The organism is Streptomyces sp. CA-251247 (assembly GCF_050952975.1).
Classification (GTDB): domain Bacteria; phylum Actinomycetota; class Actinomycetes; order Streptomycetales; family Streptomycetaceae; genus Streptomyces; species Streptomyces achmelvichensis.
Window position 1 is genome coordinate 7,671,296 of sequence record NZ_CP191861.1, and the last position, 26,623, is coordinate 7,697,918.

29 protein-coding genes and 1 pseudogene are annotated in these 26,623 nt (G+C 69.9%); 15 read left to right on the plus strand and 15 right to left on the minus strand.

Translation table 11 applies throughout. From position 1 onward, the window contains the following. The first annotated feature begins 147 nt into the window (after positions 1-147). Both ACQPWZ_RS34215 and ACQPWZ_RS34220 read left to right on the plus strand, forming a co-directional pair. Positions 148-570 carry an ester cyclase gene (locus ACQPWZ_RS34215; RefSeq protein WP_383245272.1) on the plus strand — a complete coding sequence of 141 codons (423 nt, stop codon included), beginning with the start codon at positions 148-150 and terminating at the stop codon, positions 568-570. A 65-nt stretch (positions 571-635) separates the two neighbouring features. Beyond that, on the plus strand, positions 636-1,181 hold the full coding sequence (locus tag ACQPWZ_RS34220) for a winged helix-turn-helix transcriptional regulator (protein WP_433573918.1): 546 nt from the start codon (positions 636-638) through the stop codon (positions 1,179-1,181). A gap of 49 nt (positions 1,182-1,230) precedes the next feature. Here ACQPWZ_RS34220 and ACQPWZ_RS34225 read toward each other — a convergent pair whose 3' ends face one another. The 7 genes from ACQPWZ_RS34225 to ACQPWZ_RS34255 form a co-directional block, all read right to left on the minus strand. Continuing rightward, positions 1,231-1,668, minus strand: coding sequence for a glutaredoxin domain-containing protein (locus ACQPWZ_RS34225; protein ID WP_433573384.1), 438 nt, complete (start codon positions 1,666-1,668; stop codon positions 1,231-1,233). Between the two features lie 102 nt (positions 1,669-1,770). Next, on the minus strand, positions 1,771-3,021 hold the full coding sequence (locus ACQPWZ_RS34230; protein WP_433573385.1) for an acyl-CoA dehydrogenase family protein: 1,251 nt from the start codon (positions 3,019-3,021) through the stop codon (positions 1,771-1,773). Positions 3,022-3,198: 177 nt separating this feature from the next. Then, complete coding sequence (locus ACQPWZ_RS34235) at positions 3,199-3,657, minus strand: RrF2 family transcriptional regulator (RefSeq protein ID WP_340477289.1); 459 nt, start codon at positions 3,655-3,657, stop codon at positions 3,199-3,201. A gap of 100 nt (positions 3,658-3,757) precedes the next feature. After that, positions 3,758-3,979 (minus strand): helix-turn-helix domain-containing protein, encoded by a 222-nt coding sequence (locus tag ACQPWZ_RS34240; protein ID WP_313942292.1) that lies wholly within the window; start codon positions 3,977-3,979, stop codon positions 3,758-3,760. Next, a complete protein-coding gene (locus tag ACQPWZ_RS34245) occupies positions 3,979-4,476 on the minus strand; it encodes a DUF2975 domain-containing protein (RefSeq protein ID WP_340477290.1) in 498 nt (165 codons plus the stop codon). The genes ACQPWZ_RS34240 and ACQPWZ_RS34245 overlap by 1 nt, the downstream gene beginning before the upstream one ends. A 244-nt stretch (positions 4,477-4,720) precedes the next feature. Beyond that, positions 4,721-6,937 (minus strand): catalase/peroxidase HPI, encoded by a 2,217-nt coding sequence (gene katG, locus ACQPWZ_RS34250; RefSeq protein ID WP_433573386.1) that lies wholly within the window; start codon positions 6,935-6,937, stop codon positions 4,721-4,723. A 33-nt stretch (positions 6,938-6,970) separates the two neighbouring features. After that, positions 6,971-7,231 (minus strand): hypothetical protein, encoded by a 261-nt coding sequence (locus tag ACQPWZ_RS34255; protein WP_433573387.1) that lies wholly within the window; start codon positions 7,229-7,231, stop codon positions 6,971-6,973. Between the two features lie 324 nt (positions 7,232-7,555). On the opposite strand from ACQPWZ_RS34255, the gene ACQPWZ_RS34260 reads away from it, so the two are divergent. The 3 genes from ACQPWZ_RS34260 to ACQPWZ_RS34270 all read left to right on the plus strand — a co-directional run bounded on the left by ACQPWZ_RS34260 (position 7,556) and on the right by ACQPWZ_RS34270 (position 9,378). Beyond that, on the plus strand, positions 7,556-7,966 hold the full coding sequence (locus ACQPWZ_RS34260) for a Fur family transcriptional regulator (RefSeq protein WP_433573388.1): 411 nt from the start codon (positions 7,556-7,558) through the stop codon (positions 7,964-7,966). A 96-nt stretch (positions 7,967-8,062) separates the two neighbouring features. After that, on the plus strand, positions 8,063-8,941 hold the full coding sequence (locus ACQPWZ_RS34265; RefSeq protein WP_433573389.1) for a GNAT family N-acetyltransferase: 879 nt from the start codon (positions 8,063-8,065) through the stop codon (positions 8,939-8,941). 98 nt (positions 8,942-9,039) lie between these two features. Then, complete coding sequence (locus tag ACQPWZ_RS34270; RefSeq protein ID WP_433573390.1) at positions 9,040-9,378, plus strand: hypothetical protein; 339 nt, start codon at positions 9,040-9,042, stop codon at positions 9,376-9,378. Positions 9,379-9,419: 41 nt separating this feature from the next. Here the strand turns inward: ACQPWZ_RS34270 and ACQPWZ_RS34275 are convergent. After that, a pseudogene (locus ACQPWZ_RS34275) lies at positions 9,420-10,193 on the minus strand (IS5 family transposase); the annotation flags it as partial. A 53-nt stretch (positions 10,194-10,246) separates the two neighbouring features. Here ACQPWZ_RS34275 and ACQPWZ_RS34280 point away from each other — a divergent pair. The 3 genes from ACQPWZ_RS34280 (at position 10,247) to ACQPWZ_RS34290 (ending at position 11,745) form a co-directional block, all read left to right on the plus strand. Further along, positions 10,247-10,711: a GNAT family N-acetyltransferase gene (locus tag ACQPWZ_RS34280; protein ID WP_433573391.1), complete on the plus strand. Its 465-nt coding sequence runs from the start codon at positions 10,247-10,249 to the stop codon at positions 10,709-10,711. A gap of 111 nt (positions 10,712-10,822) precedes the next feature. Continuing rightward, positions 10,823-11,194, plus strand: coding sequence for a VOC family protein (locus tag ACQPWZ_RS34285; RefSeq protein ID WP_433573392.1), 372 nt, complete (start codon positions 10,823-10,825; stop codon positions 11,192-11,194). 224 nt (positions 11,195-11,418) lie between these two features. After that, on the plus strand, positions 11,419-11,745 hold the full coding sequence (locus ACQPWZ_RS34290) for a GYD domain-containing protein (RefSeq protein ID WP_433573393.1): 327 nt from the start codon (positions 11,419-11,421) through the stop codon (positions 11,743-11,745). 18 nt (positions 11,746-11,763) lie between these two features. Here the strand turns inward: ACQPWZ_RS34290 and ACQPWZ_RS34295 are convergent, their stop codons facing one another. After that, the gene (locus tag ACQPWZ_RS34295; RefSeq protein WP_433573394.1) at positions 11,764-12,408 is read right to left on the minus strand and encodes a maleylpyruvate isomerase N-terminal domain-containing protein; all 645 of its coding nucleotides are present in this window, start codon (positions 12,406-12,408) and stop codon (positions 11,764-11,766) included. A gap of 288 nt (positions 12,409-12,696) precedes the next feature. On the opposite strand from ACQPWZ_RS34295, the gene ACQPWZ_RS34300 reads away from it, so the two are divergent. From ACQPWZ_RS34300 to ACQPWZ_RS34315, 4 genes are all read left to right on the plus strand, one after another. Continuing rightward, positions 12,697-14,160: an MFS transporter gene (locus ACQPWZ_RS34300; protein WP_433573395.1), complete on the plus strand. Its 1,464-nt coding sequence runs from the start codon at positions 12,697-12,699 to the stop codon at positions 14,158-14,160. 110 nt (positions 14,161-14,270) lie between these two features. Then, entirely contained in the window at positions 14,271-14,708 is a 438-nt protein-coding gene (locus ACQPWZ_RS34305) for a hypothetical protein (protein WP_433573396.1), read from the plus strand. 117 nt (positions 14,709-14,825) lie between these two features. Beyond that, on the plus strand, positions 14,826-15,299 hold the full coding sequence (locus ACQPWZ_RS34310) for a carboxymuconolactone decarboxylase family protein (protein WP_433573397.1): 474 nt from the start codon (positions 14,826-14,828) through the stop codon (positions 15,297-15,299). Positions 15,300-15,334: 35 nt separating this feature from the next. Continuing rightward, positions 15,335-16,258: an RNA polymerase sigma-70 factor gene (locus tag ACQPWZ_RS34315; RefSeq protein WP_433573398.1), complete on the plus strand. Its 924-nt coding sequence runs from the start codon at positions 15,335-15,337 to the stop codon at positions 16,256-16,258. An 84-nt stretch (positions 16,259-16,342) separates the two neighbouring features. Here ACQPWZ_RS34315 and ACQPWZ_RS34320 read toward each other — a convergent pair whose 3' ends face one another. After that, positions 16,343-16,600: a hypothetical protein gene (locus ACQPWZ_RS34320; RefSeq protein ID WP_340477302.1), complete on the minus strand. Its 258-nt coding sequence runs from the start codon at positions 16,598-16,600 to the stop codon at positions 16,343-16,345. A 280-nt stretch (positions 16,601-16,880) separates the two neighbouring features. On the opposite strand from ACQPWZ_RS34320, the gene ACQPWZ_RS34325 reads away from it, so the two are divergent. Further along, positions 16,881-17,837 carry an aldo/keto reductase gene (locus tag ACQPWZ_RS34325; protein WP_433573399.1) on the plus strand — a complete coding sequence of 319 codons (957 nt, stop codon included), beginning with the start codon at positions 16,881-16,883 and terminating at the stop codon, positions 17,835-17,837. Positions 17,838-17,931: 94 nt separating this feature from the next. Here the strand turns inward: ACQPWZ_RS34325 and ACQPWZ_RS34330 are convergent, their stop codons facing one another. Further along, entirely contained in the window at positions 17,932-19,110 is a 1,179-nt protein-coding gene (locus tag ACQPWZ_RS34330) for an aminotransferase class V-fold PLP-dependent enzyme (protein ID WP_433573400.1), read from the minus strand. A gap of 245 nt (positions 19,111-19,355) precedes the next feature. Here ACQPWZ_RS34330 and ACQPWZ_RS34335 point away from each other — a divergent pair, with 245 nt between their 5' ends. Then, positions 19,356-19,994, plus strand: a complete 639-nt coding sequence (locus ACQPWZ_RS34335) for a TMEM175 family protein (protein WP_433573401.1) — start codon at positions 19,356-19,358, stop codon at positions 19,992-19,994. Positions 19,995-20,055: 61 nt separating this feature from the next. Here ACQPWZ_RS34335 and ACQPWZ_RS34340 read toward each other — a convergent pair whose 3' ends face one another. The 4 genes from ACQPWZ_RS34340 to ACQPWZ_RS34355 all read right to left on the minus strand — a co-directional run bounded on the left by ACQPWZ_RS34340 (position 20,056) and on the right by ACQPWZ_RS34355 (position 25,915). Continuing rightward, complete coding sequence (locus ACQPWZ_RS34340; RefSeq protein ID WP_433573402.1) at positions 20,056-22,122, minus strand: iron ABC transporter permease; 2,067 nt, start codon at positions 22,120-22,122, stop codon at positions 20,056-20,058. Between the two features lie 4 nt (positions 22,123-22,126). Beyond that, complete coding sequence (locus ACQPWZ_RS34345; protein WP_433573403.1) at positions 22,127-23,107, minus strand: ABC transporter substrate-binding protein; 981 nt, start codon at positions 23,105-23,107, stop codon at positions 22,127-22,129. Then, on the minus strand, positions 23,104-23,964 hold the full coding sequence (locus tag ACQPWZ_RS34350) for an ABC transporter ATP-binding protein (protein ID WP_433573404.1): 861 nt from the start codon (positions 23,962-23,964) through the stop codon (positions 23,104-23,106). Before ACQPWZ_RS34350 ends, ACQPWZ_RS34345 begins: the two co-directional genes overlap by 4 nt. Positions 23,965-24,031: 67 nt before the next feature. Further along, entirely contained in the window at positions 24,032-25,915 is a 1,884-nt protein-coding gene (locus ACQPWZ_RS34355) for a hypothetical protein (RefSeq protein WP_433573405.1), read from the minus strand. Between the two features lie 257 nt (positions 25,916-26,172). Here ACQPWZ_RS34355 and ACQPWZ_RS34360 point away from each other — a divergent pair, with 257 nt between their 5' ends. Further along, a complete protein-coding gene (locus ACQPWZ_RS34360) occupies positions 26,173-26,616 on the plus strand; it encodes a helix-turn-helix transcriptional regulator (protein WP_340477310.1) in 444 nt (147 codons plus the stop codon). Positions 26,617-26,623 lie beyond the last annotated feature (7 nt).

The following is a 26,623-nucleotide window of genomic DNA, read 5'->3' on the forward strand; positions in this document are numbered from 1 at the left end:
GATTTCCAATCCAGAGGTGTTACCTTTGTTTTCCCAACCCAGCCGACGGACGCGCAGGCCCTGCGCCGTAAGGCGTGGCCGGCGACGGGCTCCCGGGGCGGTGGCTGCTCCCGGCCCCGGCCCGCGATCGCGAAAGGATCGACCAGCATGACGAAGCTCTCCGCCGTGGACGCCGTGCACAACTTCTGGGCGCATGTCTGGCAGTCCCCGCAGGACTACGACGCCATCGACGATCTTGTGGTCGAGGACTTCGTCCTCATCACCGGCGGCAGTCGCGTCGAGTCCCGGGCCGCCTTCAAGGAGTGGGCACGGGGCTTCGGTACGGTCATCGACAATCTGGAGTTCGAGGTCGTCGAGTCGTTCGCGAACCACGACGGTTCACGCGTGGCCTCCATGTGGCGCCTGACCGGCAACAACAACGGGGCCCTGCGAACCACCCCCGACGGGGCGCCGATCGAGATGACCGGCACGGCGGTGTGGGCGGTGCGCGAGGACGGAAAGCTGCTGTGGAACCGCGTCGAGCGCAACGCGTTCGAGGTCTACCAGCAGCTCACGAACGGCGCGGCGTAGTCTCGCCGCAGCTCGCACACGGCGCGCTCGCGCCGGGCGCACAGACGGGATTCGGATACGTGGCGATGCACGTGGACAGGACGACGGCAGCGGACGCGCAAGAGCCGGACGCGCGCGGCGAGGTGTGTTCCATCCAGCGCAGCCTGGACATCCTGGGCCAGAAGTGGGCCTTCCTGATCGTCCGCAACGCGCTGCGCGGCACCACCCGGTTCTCCGACTTCCGCAAGGAGCTGGGCATCCCGACGGACGTGCTGAGCGCGCGCCTCTCCACCCTGGTGGACGCGGGAATCTTCGAGCGCGAGTCCTACCAGGAGGCCGGATCGCGCATCCGGCACGCGTACCGGCTGACCCGTCGAGGCCAGGAGCTCAAGGTCGTACTCGCCGCCTTGCAGCAGTGGGGCGAGGAGAACCGTCCCGCTCCTGGCCTCCCGGCCACGTACATCCAGGAACGCGGCGGTGGCGACGTCCAGGTGGCGATGCTGGACGAGAACGGGCGCGTCCTCGACATCGACGACGTACGCCTGGTGCCGGCAGAAGTGGCTCGCGGAATCCGGTCGCGGGCGAGCGGCGGATCGCACCCGGTTGACGAATCACGGCCGGGACAGCGCTGAACCTGCGGGACGGGGAGGACATCGGCGCGGCGGGCTGCCCCGCTCCCCATCACGCGGAAGCGTCGAGCTGTTCGCGCACCCAGGCAGGGTCGGGGTTGACGTGCGGCCGGCCGGCCACGAAGACCGTCGGCACGGTCTCATTGCCGTCGTTGACCGCCCGCACCTCTGCCGCGCCGGCCGGATCACGCCAGATGTCGACCCAGTGCACCTGGCGTGCGCGCCGGCCCAGCCGGATGCGCATGCGGAGGCAGTACGGGCAGCCCGGCCGCCAGAAGACGATCGGCCGGCCGTCGACCGCGCTGAGGCGTCGAGCCTCCAGCGCACCGATGGACCTCGGGAAGATCAGCGGTGAGTTCGCCGCTGCGATCAGCACGAACAGCAGGAGGAGTGCTACGGCCGTGCCGGGGCTCCCTCCGAGGATCAGCCCGGTCGCCACGACCGATCCGCAGAGCACGAACAGCAGCGGCGAAATCCAAGCGCGCGTCATGACACCACACACTAGGCCCGCGCGCCGCGTCGGGAGTGGCCCGGTCCCAGGGGTTGTTCTGCCTGACCGGTGGGGCGGAACCGACGAGGCGATCGCCGTTCGTCAGGCGCGCGTCGTGAAGGGAGTGCGAGCGCCGTTGAGGAAGTGGTCGCCGATGTCGCGCAGACGGTGGGAGGAGGGCGTGTGCGCCGTCAGTACCCGCGCGTTGCGCCAGAACCTGTCGAGCCCCGTACGGCCGTCCAAGTCGTCCGCGTCGGCGGTGAGTTCCAGCAGGCGCGTCGTGGTGTGCACGGCGGTTCCGCCGGTGACGGCCTCGGCGGCGGAGACGAGCACGGCGACGTCCGCGTGATGGTCGACGCTCAGCTCCGGTCCCAGCGCCACCGCATCGGCCAGTGCCTGGGTCGCATGCTCGACGACCGTGGCCGCGGTGTGGGATCCGATCGCCAGCTCTCCGTAGGCAAGGAGGAGGTACGGATCGTCGCTCGGCCGCTCCGCGTACGCACCGCCCATCGTGGTGGCCGTCGGGACGGGCGGTGCCGTACGGCTGATGTCCCGCGCCTCCGTGAGAGCCCCCTCGGTGAGCCCGAGCGCGACATGAGCGAGCAGGAGCCGCAGGGCGAGCGGCGCCAAGGCGGTGAAGGGGGACGTGGTGTGCTCGTCGCGGGGAAGGGCGCAGAGCAGATGATCCGCCCTGCTCACCGGCACGTTGTCGAAGTCGACGCTGCCCGCGCCCGCCAGTCGCTGCCCGATGCGCTCGTTCGCCGCCTCGACCAGGACGCCGGGATCCGCCGGGTCCACGAGCACCAGCAGTAAGTCGCCCGTCTTGGTACAGGTAGCGCCCAGGATCAGCCGGTCGGCGACGGTGACCCCCGCGGTGAAGCTCCTGCGGCCGCCCAGCAGGTACCCCGTGCCGGTCGGCGCGAGCGTGAGATCGGTCGGTGAGCCGGCCGGGACGTCGATGCTGCCGCCCAGCAGCCAGTGCTCCTCGGCGAACCTCGCCTCATGACGTTCTGCGGTGCCGGCGGAACCGAAGAAGCGCGTGCTCCACGCCAGGGCGTAGTGGCGGGCCAGGAGTTCGCCCATGGAGCTGTCTGCCGCCGCGGTCTCGCGGACCACGGCGCAGGCGGTGCGCCAGTCGGAGCCCCGTCCTGCCGGGCGGGTGGGGGTCAGCAGAGCCAGGAGACCGGCTTCGCGCAGTCGCGAGACCTCGTCGGTGGGGGACTTGCCCGCGCGTTCGCGTGCGATCGCGTCGGTGGCGAGGTCGTCCGCGAGTTCCCGGACGATGCGCGGCCATGGTGTCTCCTCCACCGGTGTCGGTGGGAGCGACTGCCCGTCAGCGGACTTCTTCGGCACTACGCGTCCTTCCCCGGCCGGGCAACAGGATCGGCGTTCTCCCGCGGTCCCCTGATTCCTAGTATTCCTACTGGATTAGTAGGGATACTCGCAGAGGTCGTGCCCGGGCCCAAGAGGACGTTCAGATGGTGGACAAGTCGATGCGTGTGGCGAGCGGTTGGTGCGGCGGTCGGGCCGTCAGGGGTTCGTCCAGGCGGCGGCGTCCTCGGTGAGCGCGGACACCCTGGTGGGCAGCTCGGCCGATGCGACATCGGCCAGCGTCACGCCTTCGAGGATCTCGCGGACGTTCGCCCGGAGCGCGATCCACAGCGGCAGCAGCGACTCCGCGGGACCGGTGTAGGACAGTTCCGGGGGCCGCACGCCGCGTACCGAGACGAGCGGTCCGTCCACGGCGCGGATCACGTCGGCGATGCTGATCGACTCCGCGGGCAGCGCCAGACGGTAACCGCCACCGCCGCCGCGCCGGCTGGCCACGAGCCCGCCCCGGCGCATGTCGTTGAGGATGCCCTCGAGGAACTTGTGCGGAATGCTCTGGGCGTCGGCGATGGCCTCCGCCTTCAGCGGTCCGGAGTCCCGGTACGCGGCGAGTTGCAGCGCGGCGCGTACCGCGTAGTCCGCCCTGGCTGAGATCCGCATGCGGCCAGATTATCCCGCCCCGGCCGGGCCGGTACCGGGCATCGTCGCTCCGAGGGCGCAGTCATCGGCGGCCGGCCGCGCCGACCGCTGATGCCGGGCGTCAGACGTCCGCGGTGTCCTTGCACTCCCAGCGCAGCAGGTCGCCCGGCTGGCACTCGAGCACCTCGCAGAGCGCGGCGAGTGTCGCGAAGCGCACCGCCTTGGCGCGGCCGTTCTTGAGTACCGCCAGGTTGGCCGGCGTGATCCCGACGCGGTCCGCGAGCTCGCCCACGGACATCTTCCGCCTGGCCAGCATGACGTCGATGTCGACGGCGATCGGCATCAGATCACCTCTGCCAGCTCGGCCCGCATCTGCGCCGCCTCGACGTCACGCGCGACGGCCCGCGCAAGCAGCATCCGCAGCACCAGCACGATGAGCGCGACCCCCAGGGCCGCCATGACGCCCCCGCCCATCAGGAGGACGATGCCCGGTGGGACCGCTTCTCCCGGTGCCAGGACGACACCGAGCGCGAGCAGCAGGAGGGCTGCCGCCACGATCGCGCCGATCACGATGTGGACGTACCGGAAGGCGGCCTCGGAGAAGACGGTGCCGCGTCGGACCATCGTCACGAGCCGCCACACACAGACCAGGACGACCTGGACCGTCACGATGCCGAGGACCGTGATCACGAGGAACGGGGTACGCAGGTACGCGACGTCCGCGTCGAGACTCTCCATGTCGATGGCCAACAGCGGCACCATCACGGCCTGGACGAACACCGAACCGGCGAGCAGGCCCACGAGCACAGCCCGCAGTGCAAGGACTGTCAGCTTTCCCATCACGTCTCCTTCAATCGAGCAGCGATGGAAATCTATCGAGAAACGATAGGTGTGGCAAGTGGTGGATCGCCGAACGAGAGGTGGTGGGGTCGCCGGCCGTCACCGGCGGCCTGAGCGCAGCTCGGACAGGGTGCGCTCGCGTGAACGACGGGAGGGGCTCACAGCCAGGCCGGCTGTGAGCCCCTCCCGTCGTCCTGGGCCGGCCCGCTCTCGTACGAGCGCGAGCCGACCCGGACGCCTTCGGTCAGGCGAGGTCGAACCGGTCCAGGTCCATGACCTTGGCCCATGCCGCGACGAAGTCGTTCACGAACTTCTCCTTCGCGTCGTCGCTCGCGTAGACCTCCGCGAGCGCGCGCAGCTCGGAGTTCGAGCCGAAGACGAGGTCGGCACGGCTGCCGGTCCACTTGACGGCGCCCGAGGCGTCACGGCCCTCGAAGGTCGTCTGGTCGCCGGAGGTCGACTTCCACGTCGTGCCCAGGTCGAGCAGGTTGACGAAGAAGTCGTTGGTCAGCACGCCCGGGGTGTCCGTGAACACGCCGTGCGAGGACTGCCCCTGGTTGGCACCCAGGACGCGCAGACCACCGACGAGGGCGGTCATCTGCGGCGCGCTCAGGGTGAGCAGGTTGGCCCGGTCGAGCAGCAGGTACTCGGCAGGCAGGCGGTTGCCCTTGCCCACGTAGTTGCGGAACCCGTCGGAGGACGGCTCCAGCGCGGCGAACGACTCGCTGTCCGTGTGCTCCTCGGTCGCGTCCACACGACCCGGGCTGAAGGGGACCTCCACGTCGAAGCCGGCGTCCTTGGCGGCCTTCTCGACCGCGGCGGCACCGCCGAGGACGATCAGGTCGGCCAGGGAGACCTTCTTGGCACCGGAGTTGAACTCCGACCGGACGCCCTCCAGGACGCGCAGGACCTGCGCGAGCTGGTCGGGGTTGTTGACCTCCCAGCCGTTCTGCGGCTGCAGACGGATACGGGCGCCGTTGGCACCGCCGCGCTTGTCGCTGCCGCGGAACGTCGAGGCCGACGCCCACGCGGTGGAGACCAGCTGCGAGACGGTCAGGTCCGACTGCAGGAGCTTGGCCTTGAGCGCCGCGGCGTCCGCGGCGTCGATGGCCGCGCCCTCGGCCTGCGGCAGCGGGTCCTGCCACAGCATCGTCTCCGCCGGGACCTCCGGGCCGAGGTACAGGGACTTCGGGCCCAGGTCGCGGTGGGTCAGCTTGTACCAGGCGCGGGCGAAAGCGTCCGCGAACTCGGCCGGGTTCTCGTGGAAGCGGCGCGAGATCGGCTCGTAGATCGGGTCGAAGCGCAGCGAGAGGTCGGTGGTGAGCATCGTGGGCCGACGCTTCTTCGACGCGTCGTGCGCGTCGGGGATGATCTCCTCGGAGTCCTTGGCCACCCACTGGTTGGCGCCGGCCGGGGACTGGGTCAGCTCCCACTCGTAGCCGAAGAGGATGTCGAAGAAGTCGTTGCTCCACTGGGTCGGCTTGGTGGTCCAGGTGACCTCGAGACCGGAGGTGATCGCGTCGCCGGCCTTGCCGGTGCCGTGGGTGGACTTCCAGCCCAGGCCCTGCTCCTCCATGGAGGCGGCCTCGGGGTCGTTGCCGACCGCGTCGGCCGGGCCGGCGCCGTGGGTCTTGCCGAAGGTGTGACCACCGGCGATGAGGGCGACGGTCTCCTCGTCGTTCATCGCCATGCGGCGGAACGTCTCACGGATGTCGCGGGCCGCGGCGATCGGGTCCGGGTTGCCGTTCGGGCCCTCGGGGTTGACGTAGATGAGGCCCATCTGGACGGCGCCGAGCGGGTTCTCCAGCTCACGGTCGCCGGTGTAGCGCCGGTCGTCGAGCCAGGTGGTCTCGGGACCCCAGTACACGTCCTCGTCGGCCTCCCAGACGTCGGCACGGCCGCCGGCGAAGCCGAAGGTCTCGAAGCCCATCGTCTCCAGCGCGACATTGCCCGTGAGGATCATGAGGTCGGCCCAGGAGATGGACTGGCCGTACTTCTTCTTGACCGGCCACAGCAGACGGCGGGCCTTGTCCAGGTTGCCGTTGTCCGGCCAGCTGTTGAGGGGGGCGAAGCGCTGCTGGCCACGGCCGCCACCACCGCGGCCGTCGCTGATGCGGTAGGTGCCGGCGCTGTGCCAGGCCATACGGACCATCAGCGGGCCGTAGTTGCCGAAGTCGGCGGGCCACCAGTCCTGCGAGGTGGTGAGCACCTCGGCGATGTCACGCTTCACGGCCGTCAGGTCGAGGGCCTGGAACGCCTCGGCGTAGTCGAATTCCGCACCCAGCGGGTTGGCGACGACCGGGTCCTTGGCAAGGATCTTCAGGTTGAGCCGCTCCGGCCACCACTGGCGGTTTCCACCGCCCTGGGTGGGGTGCGCGGCGCGGTCGTGTGCGACCGGGCAGCCGCCGCCGGTGCCCTCCGTTTTCGCGTCGGTGACGATTGCGTCGTGGTTCTCGGACATGGAAATCCTTCCGGAGGGGGCGGATCGCTGTGCTCAGAAACTGCAGTCGGTGGATCGGTCGGGGTGCAGGCCCCGGTTGGTCACGCGGGCCTCGTGAGCCGAGAGGCCGTGGTCGTCGCCGGGGGTCGGGCCGGCCGTCCTGCGGGCCGCTCGGCCGTTGCCGGCGACGACACGAGGCGCGGTCGCGAACCGGCCCCGCGGGGCGGTTCGGCGCACCCGGCCGGCCCGGGTGCGTCCCGCCGCGACAGGCACGAGGAGGGCGTAGCGCGGGGCCGGGGGCGCGATGCGGCTCACGCGATCCCTCGTCCCGGAGGGACCGGAGGGAGTCGTCCCGGTGGGAGGACGGTCGCCGTTCCGCCGGTCTCGGGGAGCGCCACGCGGGCGGCCGTCACCTGCGCGCCGGCCCGGCACAGCCGCTCGGCGGTGGTCGCGTCACGTCTTCTCTCCTGTCCTGCGGGAACAGTCGGGAACAGTCCTGTCCCTTGGCTATTGCCGGAACCGATCCTACGATGGACAGAGTCCAGGTCAACAAGTGTGCCAAGCTCGTATTCAATCGGAACCCTGGCGTCCGCCGGGTAGCCTTCGGGTATCCCGCCGCATCTGAATAGGTGAACCGATATGAGTGACCTGCTGGAGCGACTACGAGGGCGCGGCTGGCGCATGACCTCCCAGCGGCGTGTCGTTGCGGAGGTCCTCGCCGGTGACCACGTGCATCTCACGGCAGACGAGGTGCACGCTCTCGCCGTTCAACGGCTGCCCGAGATCTCCCGGGCGACCGTCTACAACGCGCTGGGGGAACTGGTCCTGCTCGGTGAGGTCATAGAGGTCTCCACGGACGGCCGCGCCAAGCGCTACGACCCGAACGCGCATCACCCGCACCAGCACTTGGTGTGCTCGCAGTGCGGCACCGTCCGCGACGTCCACCCGACGGGCAATCTGCTCGCCGACCTCCCGGCGGAAGAACGGTTCGGCTTCACCGTGTCCCAGGTCGAGGTCACCTACCGCGGACTGTGCCCGACCTGCTCCTAGGGTCTGCCATCGGGTGTCTTCCCGAGCCCCTGAACCGCATCGCGCCGCTCGGAAACCAGGTGCGGTCGGTCGGTGTAGTGGTGTGTGCTCGGGGGCATGGTGATGAGGTTGGGCAAGCCGGGTGCCGACGGGCTGGGCGAGGTCGTGGGCGTGCTGCGGGAGTGGCAGTACGAGGGGGCTCCGATGCAGTTGCATCCGGGGGACCTGGGCTGGTTCTGGCGGTTGGGCGCGGAAGCGACCGCGGCGGCGGTCAGGACGTGGACCAGGGACGGACGGATCCTCGCTGTCGGGCTGCTGGACGGTCCTGAGCTGTTGCGGCTGACGATGGCGCCGGACGTGCTGCGGGACGAGGAACTGGCGCAACGGTTGGTCGAGGACATGGCCGAGTCGGAGCGCGGTGTACTACCTGCGGGGAGGGTGAACGTCGAGGCGCCGGTGGGTGCGCTGGTCCAGGATCTGCTGTGTGAGCGTGGCTGGAAGGCCGACGAGCCATGGACGCCCTTGCGCCGCGACCTCACGGAGCCCGTGAAGGACCCTGACGTGCGGATCGAGCTGGTCGGGCCGGAGCAGGCGCACGAATTTGCCGCCGTGGTTCGGGGAGCCTTCGACGGTTCGACGTTCACCGAGGAGCGCCGGCACGCGATGGCTGCCGGACTGCCGTATGCCGATGCCCGGTGTCTGGTCGCCTACGACGAGCGGCGCAACGCGGTGGCGACGGTGACGGTGTGGTCGGCCGGCCCGGGCAGACCCGGATTGCTCGAACCGATGGGCGTGCACCGGGCACACCGCCGCCAGGGCTACGGCCATGCGATCACCCTCGCTGCGGCGGCCGCACTCCAGGAGCTGGGTTCGTCGAGCGCGCTCGTCTGCACCCCGAGCTCCAATGCCGCCGCCGTCGCCACGTACAAGAGGGCCGGCTTCCAGCAACGGCTCGAGGTGCGGGACCGCTACCGGGACGCGTTTGCCACCACTTAGACGTCGTTTCCTTTGGTGGATGGAAGCGGACGAGCTCGGGAACCCGGCGGGGGACTTGGCGGCTGGTCTGGCATGATCGCCCTGAGGTGGGGGGCGACATGGCCATTGACGACAGGGCTGATCCGGCGCAGATCATCGCCCGAGTGGGTAACTTCGCAGATCGCGAGCGCGCTCTCGAGGTCTGGATGTATCTGGCCACCAAGGCCGGGTGGACGGTGAGTGTTACTCCGGGCGCGGCGCTGGACGCCGATGCTGGTGACTGCGGCGTCGTCGAGGTAGAGGGTCTGCGATATCGGATTCGTCTCACTCCTAGAGTGCGGACGACGCTGGTCGATGACGCAGGTGGCCGGATGTCGCAGCGTCCAGTGTTCGCACACGCGGCCTGGGCCGACCCCGTGCTGGAGCCGGACAGCTTTGTGCCCTACCTCGGTGGCTGAGGCACTGCCGTCTTGCTGAGGCGGCGGTGGCAGATAAGGACTGCGGATATACCGATGAAGGCGAGGAAGTGTTCTGCCTTGCGTTCGTAGCGGCGGTGCAGGCGTCGGCAGCCGGCCAGCCAGGACACGGTCCTTTCAACCATCCAGCGGTGACGTCCAAGTCGCTGCGAGGATTCAATGCCCTTGCGGGCGATGCGGGGTCGGATGCCTCGCGAGCGGAGCCATCGGCGCAGGTGGTCGTAGTCGTAGCCCTTGTCTGCGTGCAGTTTCGCCGGTCGTCGTCGGCGGGGGCCTCGGCGGGATCGGATGGGCGGGATACCGCGCACGAGCGGCTCAAGGCCGAGGCTGTCGTGCATTTGGCGCCCGAGATGCCCAGCGAGAGAGGCAGTCCGTTCCGGTCGGTGATCAGGTGAATCTTCGATCCCAACTTGCCGCGGTCGGTCGGATTCGGTCCCGTCAGTGGCCCCCTTTGCCGCCCGCAGGCTGACCGAGTCGATCGCACACCGCGACCAGTCCAGATCCCCGCGGGCACCGAGTTCGTCGAGGATGACACGGTGGAGCCGGGCCCAGACCCGGGCCCGGCTCCACTGGGCAAAGCGCCGGTAGACCGTCTGCCAGCTCGGGCCGAACACCGGCGGAAGCTGCCTCCACGTGCAACCCGAGGTCGCCACGAAGACGATCGCGGCCAAAGCCTCGCGGTCACCCGCCCGACGCCGGCCCCCACCCTGCGGACGTATCACCTCTGTCGGCGGCACCACCCGCCGGAACAACACCCACAACTCGTCCGGCACCAAGCGCTCAACCAGATCCGTCATGCACGGTTCAACGAACGATCACGCCATAAGAAACGACGTCTTAGGGTTCCCGCATGACGACCACGCTCGGCCTGCGGGAGATCACCCCGGCCAACTTCGATGCCGCGATCGGTCTGCGGGTCCGCCCGGATCAGGAGCACTTGGTCGCGCCGGTCGTGAAGTCTCTGGCCGAGGCGTATGTCTACGGGCCGACTGCGTGGCCCCGCCTGATCGTTGAGGGTGATGTTCCCGTCGGATTCCTCATGGCCTTCCTCGACCTGGACTGGAGCGGCGACGGCACGGACATCCGTTCCGGCCTCTGGCGGCTCAACATCGCAGCCGGTGAACAGGGACGGGGATGCGGCCGCTTCGCGGTCGAGTCGGTCGCCGCTGAGATCCGTCGTCGCGGCGGAACCCGCCTGACCACCACCTGGCATCCGGGCGCGGGCGGCCCCGAGGGCTTCTACCTCGGGCTCGGATTCCGGCTGACGGGTGAGACCAGCGGGGGTCAAACAGTCGGTGAGCTGGACGTGCGCTAGGGACTCGACCCCGTTGGACAGCGCTTGTGCCATTGCCTCAAGGGCAGGGCCGGTGGCCCCGGCCCTGCCCTTGAGGCACTGTCCGGGTGATCGCCGGGCAGACTGGGCGACATGCCTGTCTCGCTGCATCACATCGTCATCGACGCTCACGACCTGCCCGCCCTCGCCCGGTTCTGGGCCGAGGTGCTGCGCTGGCGGATCCTGTCCGAGCGGGAGCGGGAGGTGGTCATCGGGCCGGACGAGACCGCACCTGTGGGGATCTGCTTCATGCCGGTGACGGACCGAAAGGTCGTCAAGAACCGCCTGCACCTCGACCTGGGGTCCGCCGCGGAGGACCGGGAGACCGAGATCGAACGCATCCTCGCACTCGGTGCCCGCCGGGCCGATGTAGGGCAGAGCGGCAGTGAGTCGTGGACGGTGCTGGCCGATCCGGAGGGGAACGAATTCTGTGTGGTCCGCCCGAAGGAGACCCTCATCGGGTAGCGGTAGCGGTAGCGGTCCGCACGACTGGGTGGGTGCGCGGCTGAGCCGGGCGTATGTACGGCGGGGCTGAGGGTGCGGCCCAGGGACTCCGCGCGCACCGGTCCGCGCCTCGGTCGCGATGCTGAACACGCAGGTGCTCCGGTCTTCCTCAGGATTCTGCCGATGAGAGTGCGACCCTTGATGGCGACCCGTACGAAATCGGCACATAAGAGGGAGAAGCGCGCATGCCGCTCTATCTGTCGAAGTTCAGCTACACACCGGAAACCTGGGCCAGGATGATCGGCAACCCGGCGGACCGTCGAAGAGCCGCTCAGGCGTACGTCGAGTCGGTCGGCGGGAAGCTCCACGGATTCTGGTACGCCTTCGGCGAGCACGACGGCTACACCCTCTGGGAGGCCCCCGACAATGTGTCCATGGCCGCGGTCGCACTGGCGATCACCGGAGGGGGCGCGCTCGGGTCGTTCGAAACGACAGTTCTCCTGACCGTCGACGAAACGATCGACGCCCTGCGCAAGGCCGAGGAGGTTCAGTACCGACGGCCTGGCGCATAGTCTCGATCAGCCGGCGGATCAGCCGAGGACGAGCGGGAGTCCGCCCAGTTCGGCCTTCTCCGCGTCGGTCGGGGCGCGCCGTCCGGTGCCGACGAGCAGCGCGTCCTTGTCGGAGAACGAGACGGGGAACGGAGTCCCCGCGATCTTCTCCAGCATCGCGCGGGACTGGGCGAGCCCTTCCGCAGGTGGTTCCGCCGCGTTCGGCAGGTGCGCCACCAGGTCGAGGTGGTGCAGCGTCCACTCCATGACGTACGCGGTGAGGTAGTCGCCCGCGGTGAGGACCTCGTCGCGGGTACGGACCCGACGTGCGGGGTCGGCGAGTTCGGCGGCGCGGCCGGCGGCGGAGCCGACGTCGTCGAGGTGGAATCGGAGCAGCCGCGGTTCTCCGTACGCGGCGGCCAGCCGGACCGTCAGCGCGTCGAGCGGATCGTCGCCGGTCGGCGGCGTATCGGTGACCTCCCAATAGGTCAAAGCGTCGCGGGTCGGTTCCGTGTCGGCGGGGGTCGCGAGGGTGATCAGGACGTCCTGAGCATCGATGACCAGATGGCACACCAGGTCCCGCACCAGCCAGCCTGCACAGCCGGACGGCTGCTCGAAGTCCTCGTCGGCGAGTTCGGCGACCGCCGCGCGCAATGCCGTCCACGAGCGTGAGAAGAGATCCACATCGGCACGGTAGTGCGGTGCCGCGGCGGCGGACAAGCATGCGTCGGGGCCGTCGGATCGCGCCGAGGCGGAGGAGGGACGAGGCTTCCGTGGCGCACCCGAGGCCGGTGGGGGAGGGCAACCTGAGCGCCGTGTGACGCGCGTGGGTCGTTGACCGGGTTGCTGAGGGCGCGCTGTATAGGGTCGTGGCAACCGTCCTCCTCGGCAAGGCCGCCCCGCCCCGCATGCGACGGGACTCCGCGGCAGGCCGTGAGCGCAGACACGACGTCGATCATCAGGAGTGCTGCCATGCCATCCAGAGAGACGTCATCTGGGCCCGGCGGTCTTGGCCGTAGCCGTGAGACCGCGATGCTCGCGCTGCTGTCCTTCGCCATGCTCATCGTCTCGCTCGACCAGTACATCGTGGTCGTGGCACTCCCCGACATCGCCCGCGACCTCGGCTACTCCGCGCAGACACTCCAGTCGGTCATCAGCGCTTACGCGGTCGCCTCGGCCGGGTTCCTTCTGTTCGGCGGACGTGCCGCCGACTTGCTCGGGCGGCGGCGAGTCCTTGCCACCGGCCTTGCGCTCTATGCCGGGGCCGCCCTCGTGGGAGGACTCGCCACCGGGCCCGGGATGCTCCTCGCCGCCCGCGCCATTCAGGGTCTCGGCGGGGCGCTGGTCTTTCCCACCACCCTGGCGCTCATCAACACCACCTTCGCCGAAGGCCGGGCCCGCAACCGCGCGTTGGGGATCTGGGGAGGGTCGGGCGCGGCAGGGCTCGTCATCGGTGTGCTGCTCGGCGGGATTCTGACGCAGGCGTTCGGCTGGGAGGCGGTCTTCTTCGTCAACGTCGCCCTGGCAGGGCCCGCGCTGGTGCTCGCCTTCGTCGTCATTCCCCGGGACGGAGAACGCGAAAGGGGGCGCAAGTTCGACCTGCCGGGCGCGCTCAGCGTCACCTTCGGGGTCACGCTCATTGTTTTCGCCCTCGTTCAGGGCCCCGGACTGGGGTGGCTGTCGCCGGGCATTCTGCTGAGTGCCGTGGCGGGCATTCTGCTGCTCGGAGCGTTCTTCGTCATCGAGCGGCGCAGCAACGACCCTCTGATGCCGACCGAGTTGCTGTCCAACCGCAACCTCATCACCGGTGTGTTCATCGCCTTCATGTTCATGGCGACCTTTGGCTCCGTGCTCTACTTCCTGTCCATCTACTTCCAGGAGATCCTGGGCTACGACCCGTTGCAGACAGGTGCCGGCTTCCTCATCCCCACGGCTGTGGTCGTGGCCGGTTCGACATTCGCCGGCCATCTCGTGACGCGGTTCGGCCTCCGGCGCACCCTGGCGGCGGCTCACATCATCGGCGCGCTCGGCGCGGTCGGCCTCGGCCTGGCGATCTCGCCGGACGGTGGCTACGTCGACCTCATCCCCGGCCTCGTGGCGCTCAGCATCGGCGACGGAGTGGTCTTCACCGGCATGTTCATCGCCGCCGCCACCGGAATCCCCGACCGGCAACAAGGCATCGCCTCCGGGATCGCATCCACCGGCTCGGGAGCGGGCGCGGCTGTCGGCCTCGCCATCCTGGTGCTGGTCGCGACCGCGGGCCTGGACGGCCTCTCCGGTGAAGAGCTCCACGTCGCCACCGCCGAGGGAATCAGAACCGCGCTCTTCGCCGCCGCGGGCGGCATCGTGCTGACCTTCCTCGTCACCCTGCGCCGGTGCCCGACACCGCCCGGGCAGGGACTCACTCCTGTGCCGTACCAGACCCGTCGCTGCTGACTGCGCGCCGGCGAGCTGTCCGGGCAAGCCGGCAACGGACTTGACGGACCGTTGAGTAGACGCCGACCCCGCCGAATCCATCGATCGTCACGTCCCGCATGATGTCGGGCATGCTGCTCACCCTCGGTCCCGACCGCCAGACACGCGAGTTCACCTGCGACTGCTGCGAGGCCCCCATCGAGCGTGCCTGGAACTTCGTCCATGCCGACGGTGCTCCCCATGCCGTGTACTACGCGAACTGCTACCACCACACCGATCGGGACCACGACGCCTGGATAGACGTCATCTTCGGAACGTGGGGCGAGGGACCCGAGCAGTGGAGCGATCACGTGTCCTTCGCCTGCCGTGTCGGTCCCGTAGCGGGCCAGAGCTCGCCTGCCTCCACGCTGGTGACCGCCGGTCTGGCTCATCCCGATGGGCCGCTCTTCGGGCTCAAGCTCGACCGCGCGGCTGCCTTGCAGCACTCCCGGCTGAGCGAGTTCTGGAAGGTCTCCGACTTCGTCCTGGAGAACGACCCCCTGGTACGGGGCCACGTCTACGGTCGCTGACGATGCGGCGACAGGCCCGGGAGTACGGGAGACGCAGGTCACATTCGGCCATGTCACACGGCGTCGCGCTACCTCGTCTCAGGTGTGTAGCCACTGACGACCGCAGAGGAGCCCACCATGGACGCGCGACTGAACTACTTCGCCAGCCCGACCGCCGGCAAGGTCATCAGGTACGTCATGTCGGCGGGCAAGACGCTCAAGGAAGGGCCGGTTCCGGCCGCGACGCAGGAGCTGGTGGCCCTGCGCGTGAGCCAGATCAACGGCTGTGCCGTCTGCATCGACATGCACACCAAGGACGCCGCCGCGGCCGGTGAGACCGCGGTGCGGCTGAACCTGGTCGCGGCGTGGCGGGAGGCCACCGTCTTCACCGAGGCCGAGCGGGCCGCGCTGGCGCTGGCCGAGCAGGGGACCCGGGTTGCCGACGGCGCCGGTGGGGTCAGCGACGAGGTGTGGGCGTACGCCGCCAAGCACTACGACGAGGAGCAGCTCACGGCCCTGGTGATCCTGGTTTCCTTCATGAACATGGTGAACAGGCTGAACCTCGTCACACAGCAGCCGGCCGGCAGCTACGAGCCCGGACAGTTCCACTGAACGACATCAGCACCTGACGTGAGGGAGGGGCCGGCGTGAGCAAGGTCGAGGAGTTCGAGGAGCTGCGGCCGCTGCTGTTCTCGATCGCCTACCGGATTCTGGGCAGTGTGAGTGAGGCCGAGGACGCGGTGCAGGAGACATGGCTGAGGTTCGACGGCTCGTCGACCCGGCCCACGTCGACCAAGGCCTTTCTGTCGGCAGCGGTGACGCGGATCGCCATCGACGTGCTGCGCTCCGCGCGGGTGCGGCGGGAGGAGTACGTGGGCCCGTGGTTCCCCGAGCCGTTGCTCAGCGATCCGTACGAGGATCCGGCGCGGGCGGTGGAGCTGGCCGACTCGGTGTCGATGGCCGCGTTGCTGCTGCTGGAGCGGCTCAGCCCACTGGAGCGGGCGGTGTTCGTGCTGCGCGAGGTGTTCGCCTTCGGGTTCGGCGATGTCGCCGCGGCGGTGGGGCGCTCGGAAGCGGCGTGCCGGCAGTTGGTGGTGCGGGCGCGGCGGCACATGGAGGCCGGGCGGCCGCGGTTCGCGGCGGACGGGCAGGAACAGCGAGAACTGGCGACGCGGTTCTTCGAGGCGCTGAAGGACGGCGATGTGGAGGGACTGCAGGATCTGCTGGCCGCCGATGTGCAACTGGTCGGGGACGGCGGAGGCAAGGCCCCGCAGCTGGCCAGGGCCGTCACGGGCGCGGAGAAGGTGGCCCGGTTGCTCGCCTCGTTCATCCTCCGGCTGGTCCGGCTCGATGTGTCGTTCGAGCCGCATCAGATCAACGGCCGGCCCGGAGCGGTCTTCCGGGACCGGGACGGCAAGGTGCTTCACATCCTGGCCCTGGACGTGCTCGACGGGCGGATTCAGACCATCCGCGGGGTGATCAATCCCGACAAGCTCGGCCACATCGGGCCGGTCGCCGACGTCTGGGCCATCGACCGCGAGGTGCGGCAGGTTCGTCGGCAGATGAACTGACCGTGGCATGCCGCGGTCAGTCTCTGCCGTCGGGCGTCGGCACCCGCCTGACGGGTCGTCGAGTGCGTGCGGTCCCAGCCGTGGTCAGTCGTCTTCGGGATCGAGCTCGAACGTGAAATAGATGCTCAGCGTGTAGGGCTCGTCCTCGTCGTACGCGTAGTCCCACGCCACATCGACCAGGAAGACCTTCTGCTCCGCCACCCACTGCTGGGCCTTCCCGAAGGCTCCCGCGGCAGTTGAGGCCGGAAAGAGCTTCCTGGCCATCGGATGCACCTGGCTGTCGGCATCCGAATCGTCGAAACCTTCCGGAACGTCCAGGCACAGGCCGGGATCGAGCTCCATGGACCACGTCCTTTCGGTCGGGCCACCCCTATGAGCGGCCCACCCGTACGAGTCGGCGGAGGTGCCCCAGGTGCACCCCTGCGCACGCCGCTCATCACGACGCCCGGTAAGACCGCCGCACATCCTGAAGGGTTGCTTCTGCCGGTCACGGGGCGAGGTGCCCCAGCCGGTCTGCCGTGCCACACCCGGCGCCGGGCCCCGGCCGTCCCCAGGTCAGGACGCGCAACGCGTGAATTCGGCGTGGTCCCTCACCGGGGTCCGGTCGTAGGGTGGCGCCGTGATGACGACGGCGGAACAGACACAGCCCGGCCGGCTCCTCTATGGATGCATGGGTCTCGGCGGCAGTTGGGACCACGAGCCCTACACCTCGAAGGACATCGCGGTCGCGGAAGCTGCCGTGGAGGCGGCCCTCGACAGTGGCATCAACACCTTCGACCACGCCGATATCTACCGGAACGGCAAGGCCGAAGCGGTGTTCGGCGAGATCCTCGGCCGAGCACCGGAACTGCGGGACCGTATCGTCGTGCAGACCAAGTGCGGCATCCGCCTCGCGGACGGGGACCACCCGGGGATCTACGACCTGCGCGGCACCACCATCGTGGAGCGCGTGGAGGAGAGCCTCGCCCGGCTGCACACCGACGTCCTCGATGTCCTGCTCCTGCACCGGCCGGACCCGCTGGCGGATCCCGACGATGTCGCCGAGGCGCTGACGTCACTGCACCGGCAGGGACTCGTGCGGCGTTTCGGCGTCTCCAACATGAGCGCGGCGCAGATCGCGCATCTTCAGGCGGCCCTGGAGCTGCCGCTGGTCGCCAACCAACTGGAGATGAGCCTTCAGCAGCGGGACTGGGTCGAGGCGGGCGTCGTGGTGAACACACCGCAGGCGTCGGCTGTCGGTTTCCCCCTGGGCACGCTCGAGTACTGCCGCGCCAACGGAGTGCAGGTCCAGGCGTGGGGCGCCCTCGCCCAAGGGCGTTACACCGGCCGTCAGGAGACACCCGACGAGCAGGCGACCGCGCGGCTCGTCGAGGCGTTGGCCAAGGAGAAGGACACGAGCCCCGAAACGATCCTGCTGTGGTGGCTGCAACGACACCCCGCCGGCATCGCACCGGTCATCGGCACCGCCCGCCCCGAACGCATCCACGCCTGCCGGGATGCCGCGACGGGGGAGCCGCGGCTCAGCCACGAGGAGTGGTACGACCTGTGGATCACGGCCCGCGGAGCGGCGCTGCCGTAGACCGTCGGGGCGGCCCCGGACAAGCCGCGGTCCGAGTCCTGCTACACCCGGCCCGGGACAAGCCGCGGTCCGAGTCCTGCCGTGTGCGGCCCGGTCATGCCGTGCGTGCTGCTTCTGCGACGACCCCGACGGTCCGGTCGAGTTCGGCCTCGGTGTTGTAGTAGTGCGGGGACAGACGCACCAGCGGGTGAACTCCCCGGTGCAGCGTGTCGAACTGGGTGTGCTCGGCGACCGTGGTCGAGACGTTGATGTCGTGGCGCGCGAGGACGGCGGCGAGGTCATGGGTGTCCAGTCCTTCGACCTTGGCGGTCACGATGGCGCAGCGGTCACGGCCGAGGTCGTACGTCGTGACGCCGGGCAGGGCGTCGAGTCGGTCGCGCAAATGCGTGCCGAGCGCGATGCTCCGGCGGCCGATCCGGTCCATGCCCAGTTCGAGGGCCTGGACCACGGCGGCGTCCAGGCCCAGGACATTGGCGTAGCTCATCTCCCAGGAGGCGAACCGCCGCGCGCCCTGGTGCCAGATGAAGCCGTTGGCGCCGTCCCAGGTGGCGGCTTCGATGTCGTTGACGAACGGGTCGAGGTGCTCGAGCATCTCCGTCCTGACCCAGAGGAACCCGGTGCCACGCGGCCCCCGCAGGAATTTCCGGCCGGTCGCGGTGACCATGTCGCAGCCGAGAGCCTCGACGTCGACGGGGAACTGCCCGATGGACTGCGTCGCATCGAGGAGGAACGGCACCCCGGCCGCACGGGCGATCCGTCCGATCTCCTCGGCCGGGTTGACCAGGCCGCCGCTGGTGGGGACATGGCTGATGCCGATCAGCCGGGTGCGCTCGTCGATCAGGTCTGCCAGGGCCGCGGTGTCGGTCTGTCCTGACGCGTCGTCCGGGACCACGACGATCTCTGCGCCGGTGCGCTGGGCAGTCTGGAGGTAGGCCAGGACATTGCTCCCGTACTCGGCGCGGCCGGTGAGGATACGGTCGCCAGGCTGGAAGGTGAGCGAGTAGAACGCGGCGTTCCAGGCGTGGGTGGAGTTGTCGAAGAGGGCCACCTCGTCGGCCCGCCCGCCGATCAGCTCGGCGATGTGCCCGTACGTGGCGTCGATCCGGCTCCGTTCCTGTTTCGCCGCCTCGTAGCCACCGATAGAGGCCTCCAGCTCCAGGTGCGCCGTCATCGTGTGCAGCGTCCGCCGGGACAGCAGCCCGGCTCCGGCGTTGTTGAGGTGCACTCGGTTGAGGCATCCGGGGGTGTCCTGGCGCAGTGCCTCGATGTCCACGTGAACGCTCCCTCGTCGGTCGGATGCTGTGACCTCTACCCGGTCGTGGCACCACATCTCGGGCACCCGCCACGAGCGAGTGCGCCGGGACGCGCGTCGAGGTCCGCGGCGCACGGCGCCCCGAGTCCGGGGTACCGGGGACGATGCCCGGCCGTTCGGCGGATCCCACCCGGTGTGTAGAGCGATCGGGGGAGGGCCCGGAGCGGTGACCGCGAACGACGGCACCACGTCCGTAGCGTGGCCGCGTGGCGCGGATCGACGAACCTGAGACAGCGGGCCTGGCGGGGGACCCGGGCCGGCTGCTGGCCCTGTCCGACGGCATCTTCGCCATCGCGATGACGTTGTTGGTGCTCGATGTGGCCGTGCCGGACGATCTCGAGGTACGCGAGTTCCAGGAATCGTTGCGCGATCTGTGGCCCAAGGTGGCGGCGTACGCCTTGAGCTTCACCATCCTGGCGGCCTTCTGGCTGGACCACCGGAGGATCTTTCTGTGGGTGCGCCATGTCGATGACGCGGTTCTGCGGGTGTCGCTGTGCGGTCTCGGGGCGATCGCGCTGCTGCCCTTTCCCACGGCCCTGCTGGCGGAGTATCCGGCCCGTACGGTCTCCGTGGCGCTGTACGCAGGCACCATCGCCGTCACCGACCTGCTGCATCTCGCACTGTTCGTCATCGTGTGGAGGCGTTCGCAGCTTCAGCACGAGCCCATCAGCGACCATGTGGGCCGTGCCATGGCCGCCGACCTCATCACCTCGATCGTCGTCTTCGGGGCGTCGGTGGGCATTGCCTTCGCCTCCCCGCGCGCGGCGATGTGGAGTTGGGCCGTGCTGCTGCCGGTCAAGGTCGTGATGGGCCGGCGCGCCCGGGCAGGCGCCCGGACGCCGTGAACCGCCGGGGGCGGCCTGCCGCGGCAGGCCGCCCCCGGCGGTTCGACTCGGGCATCGACCGCTATCGGCGGCTGCGCACGAGCAGGTGGAGGAAGTACGGCGTACCGACCATCGCCGTCATGAGTCCGGCACCCAGCTGGGACGGGGCGATCACCGTGCGGCCCAGAAGGTCCGCGACGCAGACCAGGGTGGCGCCGAGGATCACCGCGACCGGGATCACGCGGACATGGCGCCTGCCCACCAGGGCACGGGCCGCGTGCGGGGCCACCAGCCCCACGAATCCGATCCATCCCGCGGCGGAGACCGCGGTCGCGCTGAGGAGGACACTCAGGACGAGGAAGCCCAGCCGCTCCCGGGGCAGACCGATGCCGAGGAGTCGCGGCGTGTGGTCGTCGAGCGAGACGAGGTCGAGTTCCGTGCGGCGTACGACCGCGATCGCCAGGCCCACGGTGAGTACCGCCGCGAGAGGCAGCACATCCGGCACCGACCGCCCGTAGGTGGACCCCGAGAGCCAGGTGAGGGCCTTCGTCGCGTTGAACGGGTCGGTGAGAACGATGAGCAGGCTGATCACGGCGGCGGACGCGGTGGCCATGCCGATGCCCACGAGGACGAGACGGTTCTGCTGGAAACCGCCGCGTGCCGCGAGGCCGAAGACGACGGCGGCGGTGATCGCCGCGCCGGCGAGCGCGGCCCCCGCGATGCTCCACGACCCGGCCATGGGCACGGTGGTCACCAGAGCCACGGCGCCGAGGGCGGCCCCGCCCGAGACGCCGAGGACACCGGGCTCCGCGAGCGGATTGCGGGTCACGGCCTGCACCAGGGTTCCCGACAGGGCCAGTGCCGCGCCCGCCAGAAGTGCCGCGTAGACCCGGGGAGTCCGGGTGTCGAGGACGAAGGAGATGCTCTGACCGGCTCTGCCCTGCACCCAGTTGACGACGTCGCCCAGCAGCAGCTTGCTGTCGCCGAGCAGCACGGCGGCGATCGTCACACCGACGAGCACCGTCGTCAGCACGGCCGTGGTGGTCAGGAAGGTCGCCCGACTCTTGATGCGCAGCCGGTCGGGTGCGGCCGCCGCGGTGGTGTCCCGGAGCCGTGTCGCCATCACGACCAGGAACAGGGCACCGACGAGGCTGGTGATGACGCCCGTCGGGACGGCGACCGCCGTGTCCGCGGGCACAAGTGCCCGCAGCAGCACATCCGATCCGAGCACCAGCGCGGCCCCGGCCAGGCCCGCGAGCGGCATGCTCGCACGGCCCCGGGCGAACGCGCGGAAGCGTCGTGCCAGGGGACGCACGAATGCGGGCGCGCACAGACCGACGAAGCCGATCGGCCCGGCGAGCGTGACCGCGGACGCGGAGAGGAGCGATGCGAGCACCACCACGGTGACGCGTGTCGACTGGACCCTGACGCCGAGGCCGCGTGCGGCGTCGTCGCCGAGTGCCAGGGCCTCGACCCGACGGGCGATCAGCAGCAGTCCGATGAGGCCGACAGCGGCGACGGGTGCCATCTGCAGCACGCCGTCGAACCCGTTCTGGCTGATGCTGCCCTGGTTCCACTGGTAGAGCCCCTCTGTCTGCTGGGGGAACAGCAGGAGGAGCCCCTCGGTGATGGCGGTGAGGCCGAGGGCGAGGGCGGTGCCGGCGAGAACGAGCCGGACGGTGCCCGCGCCGAGGCCGGACAACCCGAGGACGATGCCCGCCGCCGCCAGGGCGCCGACGAACGCGACGCCGGTGGAGGCGTACAGGGGAAGGCTGATTCCGGTGACCGCCAGCAGGCTCAGCGCGAGGTAGGAACCCGCGTTCACGGCCAGCGTGTCGGGTGAGGCGAGGACGTTGCGGCTGACCGCCTGGAGGGCTGCGCCCGCGATTCCGAGCACGGCTCCGACGAGCAGTCCGGCGACCATCCTCGGCAGCCGGGAGGCGATGACGACGGATGCGTCACCCGCGTCCGCCCGGCCGGTGAGAGCCTTGAACACCGCGTCGGCGTCCGTCGCGGCGGTTCCCTGCGTGATGTCGATGGCCGCGAGAACCGCGACCGTCAGGAGAAGTGCGGCGGTCACCGCTGCCGGGCCCGTCCGGGACGGGGCCGGCGACGAACGAGCCGCGGATTTCGTAGCGGTGACGGCCATGGTGCTACTTCTTCGTGAGCGCCTGGACGACCGCGTCGATGTAAGCCTCCATCGACTCGGTGCCGCCGAACATCCAGATGCCGTCGGGCAGCCGGTGCACGTCACCGGACTTCACGAACGGCAGCGACGTCCACACGGAGTTCTTGGCCAGGGCGCCGGTGAACGGAGTGCTGGACTTGTCGTCCTTGTTGGCGATGTAGGCGAACTGGACGGCGCCGAGCTTGGTGAGTCCCTCGACGTCGGTGGTGGCCAGACCGTAGCTCTCGTCGCCCTTGATGCTCCAGGCGTTCTTCAGGCCGACCTTCTCGTTGACGGCACCGAGGAGCGAGCCGCTGGTGTAGGGCCGGATGGAGACCTGGTTGGAGGCGACGTAGCCGTCCGCGAAGGCGAACCGGGTGCCGACGAGGCCGGCCTTGTCGAGCGCCTGCTTGCTCTCGGTGAGCTTGGCCTCGAACTCCTGCTTGAGCTTCTCGGCCCGCGCCGTGGTGCCGGTGGCCTTCGCGATGACGTCGAGGTTCGCCGTCATCCGGCCGATCGGGTCGGCCGCCTCGGCGGAACGCACCTGAAGCACGGGCGCGACCTTGCGCAGCTGCTTGACGGCGGCCGCCGGCAGGTCGTGCGTGGCGACGATGAGGTCGGGCGACAGGGAGGCGACGGAGTCCATGCTCGGCTCGCCGCGCAGGCCGATGTCCTTGGGCTCGTTCTTCAGCGGAACGACGGTGTCCCAGGCCTTGTAGCCCTTGACGTCCGCGACGCCGACGGGGTCGACCCCGAGGGATATCAGGTGCTCGACGACGTTCCACTCGGTGCCGACGACCTTCTTGGCGGGGCCGTCGAGCTGCACCTTGGCGCCGGAGGCGTCGGTGAGGGTGATGGGGGCGGCGGTCTTCTTCACGGCGTCCGCGGCGGGCTCGGTCGTTCCGCAGGCGGACAGGGCGAGGGCCGCTGCGGTGGCGGCTGCCGCAGTGATGAGGATGCGTCTCATGAGGTGGTGCCGGGCCTTTCACTTCGTGTGTGGTGTCGGCCGATCGCGCGGGTGCGCAGCCGGCCCGTCAGGGGGTCGTGGGAGATCTCGATGCGGATGCCGTACGTGTCCGTCAGGCGCTCCGCGGTCAGGACGTCTTCAGGGCTTCCGTCGGCGATGATCCGGCCCGCTTCGAGGAGCATGATCCGGTCGGCGACGGCAGCGGCCTGGTCGAGGTCGTGCAGGACGACGCCGACGGCGATGCCGTGAATGTCCGTGAGGTCGCGTATGAGGTCGAGGAGTTCGACCTGGTAGCGAAGGTCGAGGTAGGTCGTCGGCTCGTCGAGGAGCAGCACGCCCGTCTCCTGCGCGAGGCAGCCGGCGAGCCACACCCGCTGCAACTGCCCGCCGGAGAGGTTCTCGGCGCCGCGGTCGGCGAGTTCGGTGACGCCGGTCATGGCGAGTGCCCGGTCCACGGCGGCACGTCCGCCGGGGTCCGCACCGCCCCAGCGTCCGCGATGCGGGTAGCGGCCGAACTCGACGAGGTCGCGCACGGTGAGCCCGCTGGGAGTGGGGCGGCCCTGGGTCAGAAGGGCTACGCGGCGCGAGAACTCACGTGGGTTCAGCGCGAAGCCGTCGGTGTCGCCGTCGATGGTGAGCGTGGCGGTCCGCGGCTTCTGAAGGCGGGCCAGCGTGCGCAGGAGGGTCGACTTCCCGCTGCCGTTGGGTCCCACCAGGGCGGCCACTTCGCCGGCCCGCAGGGTCACGGACGCGTCGTGCACGACGTCGTCGCCGTCGTAAGCGACGGTCACACGTGTGGCCGACAGGGCATGGAGGGAGACCCTCGTGGCCGCTGAAGTTTCCTCATCAACTTTCACGAGACGAAGGTTAGCCTAGCCTAAGTGGTGCCATGCATCCGCGGTCACAGCCGTGACCAGGGAGGTGTCAGGTGCGACGCAGAACGCGGTTCGCGGAGGTCGCTGCGACCGTCGCCAGGAGCCAGCCCGCGCAGATCAGCAGAACCGCTATCCACTGGAGAGGCCCGTCCGCCGCGTAGAAGCGGTCCTGGCCGAGATCGGTGAGCGGGATCAGCAGATCGAGGGTGTAGAGCGGTGCGTTGAACGCGGGGTACGGCTCGTCGCCGACCGGGCTCGGACGGTGCACGGAGAACACGGTCGCCCCGAGCGTCAGGAGCAGGACGAGCAGCCAGACGGCCCGGCTGGGCAGATAGCCGTAGCCGATCACCAGATCCTGGAGCAGTCCCCACAGCCGCTGGGGGAGCGGCAGCGTGGAACGCAGCCGCCGGTGCTTGGCGAGCAGCACCGATCGGGCGTCGGTGTCGCGACCGATGCGTTGGTAGTGGGTGGCGAGTTGCTCGTACGGCTGGGGGACGAACCCCGCCGGGTCCCGCATGAGCCAGGACAGCCGCTCGGCGGCGCGGGCGGGGCCCGGCAGCGCGTCGTAGTGGAGTCCGTCGAGCACGAGGGCCGCCGGCCAGGTGGCCGGATCGTCACGCAGGACGCCGAGTGCGGCGAAGCTCAGGTCGATGCGGCCGGCCGGCGCTTCCCGCAGTCCCAGCGACAGTTCGGGGGTGCCGACGCGCCGGAGGATCAGCGCGTCCTCGCCCTCGGGCGTGGAAATCGCCGCGCCCGCGAAGGAGATCCGGCTCCCGACGGAAGCGCTGCTCAGCCAGACGGTGCCGTGTGCGGTGAATCCGCCCGAGCAGTCGATGCGGGACCCGACCACGAGGTTGCGTGCCCGCATCGCGATGCCTTCATGGCCGGTGAGCTCGGCGCCGTCCAGTTGCAGCGAACCGCCGATCCTCGCCCCGGACAGCTCCAGGGCCCCCAACGCCACGAAGCCGCCGCGGGCGTGCACGTCCCCGCCGACCTGGACGCGGAAGGCCTTGACCGCCGGGCCCAGGGGGTTCTCCACCCGGGCGCCGTCCAGATTGACCGTGCCCCGGATCTGGGTGTCGCGCAGGTCCGTGCAGCCGCTCACACGCAGGCCGTCGCCTGCCTGGACGTTGCCCTCGACGGTGGCGCACACCAGACCCAGTGCCGCCTGGCCGCGGTCCATGCCGCGTCCGGTCAGCGTCGCCTCCTCGAGGTGGAGGGAGCCGCCGATGGAGGCCCGGTAGAGGTTGGTCGGCCCCTCGTTGACGAAGCCCCGGTCGAGGTGGAGGCTCCCGCCGACGACGAGCTCGGGGGCGCGGAAACGGGCTTCGGGGCCGAGTAACTGGGCACCGCGGAAGCCGAGATACTCCTGGACGTTCGCACTGTGGAGGAGCACGGCGCCGCTGCAGACCAGGCCGGCGGCGGACATGCCCATCGCGACACTGAGCGATTGCGCGTCCAGAGCCGGACGCCCGGGCGGGCCCTCGATCCGGGAGTCGTCGAGGCTCAGCCAGGCGCCGACCCTGAAGGAGCGCAGGTCGAGCGTGCCGTCCACGACACAGTCGACGATCTTCACCTCGCGGGCGGTCGCCGCGCCGGTGGCCACGATGCCCGGCACCTCGCAGCCGACGAGTACCAGAGCGTTGACACGGGCGCCGCGCATGAGGAGGGGACTCGCGAAGGTGCATCGGTGCATACGCACGGGCACACCGATGTCGGCATCGGCCAGGTCCAGCGCCCCCGTGATCCGGGCCCCGCGCAGATGGAGTCTCGGCGACTGACCGCTCTCCGGCTCAGGAGCGGTGAGGAGCAGCGATCGGACGGCGTCCGCCCCGACCTCGCCGACATCGCACCACTCGCCGCGACGGTACTGCTGCCACATGCGCTGCTCGTCCGCGGTCCAGTGGGCGGGCGGTCCGTGGGGCGACGTCACGCGTGCAGGGCCCTCTCCGGTCCGGATGCGTCGAGCGGTCACGGTCGCGATGTCGCTGCCCGCGGTGCAGCACAGTGTCATGCGCTTCAACCGCCGGGCAAGGGGACGAAGTTGGGCCCGGCCGCGCCAGGACGGTCGGCGGCCCGCACCGTCCGCGCGGAGGCCGGGATCGAGTTACCCGGAGTGTTCCCCTTCACGTCGTTCTGCCCGTACGAGTCGACAGATGTCGGCCCCGGGTACGACGTACGATCTTCTGTGTGACCAGCAGACCCGACCCGGCGCCGAACCTGCGCGATCTCGCGCGGCTGCGCCGCGTCCGTGACCGGATGGACCGGGAGTACGCGCAGCCGCTGGACGTCGAGGCACTCGCCCGAGGCGTGCACATGTCCGCCGGGCACCTCAGCCGGCAGTTCCGGCAGGCCTACGGCGAGTCGCCGTACAGCTACCTCATGACGCGGCGCATCGAACGGGCGATGGCGCTGCTGCGGCGCGGCGACCTCAGCGTCACCGAGGTCTGTTTCGAGGTCGGCTGCTCGTCGCTGGGCACCTTCTCGACGCGTTTCACCGAACTCGTCGGCATGCCGCCCAGCACCTACCGGGAGCAGGCGGCGAGCGCGACGGCGGGAATGCCGTCGTGCGTGTCGAAACAGGTGACCAGACCGGTCAGGAATCGAGAAGCGCGGTCTGAGGGCCGGGACTAGCGTGACG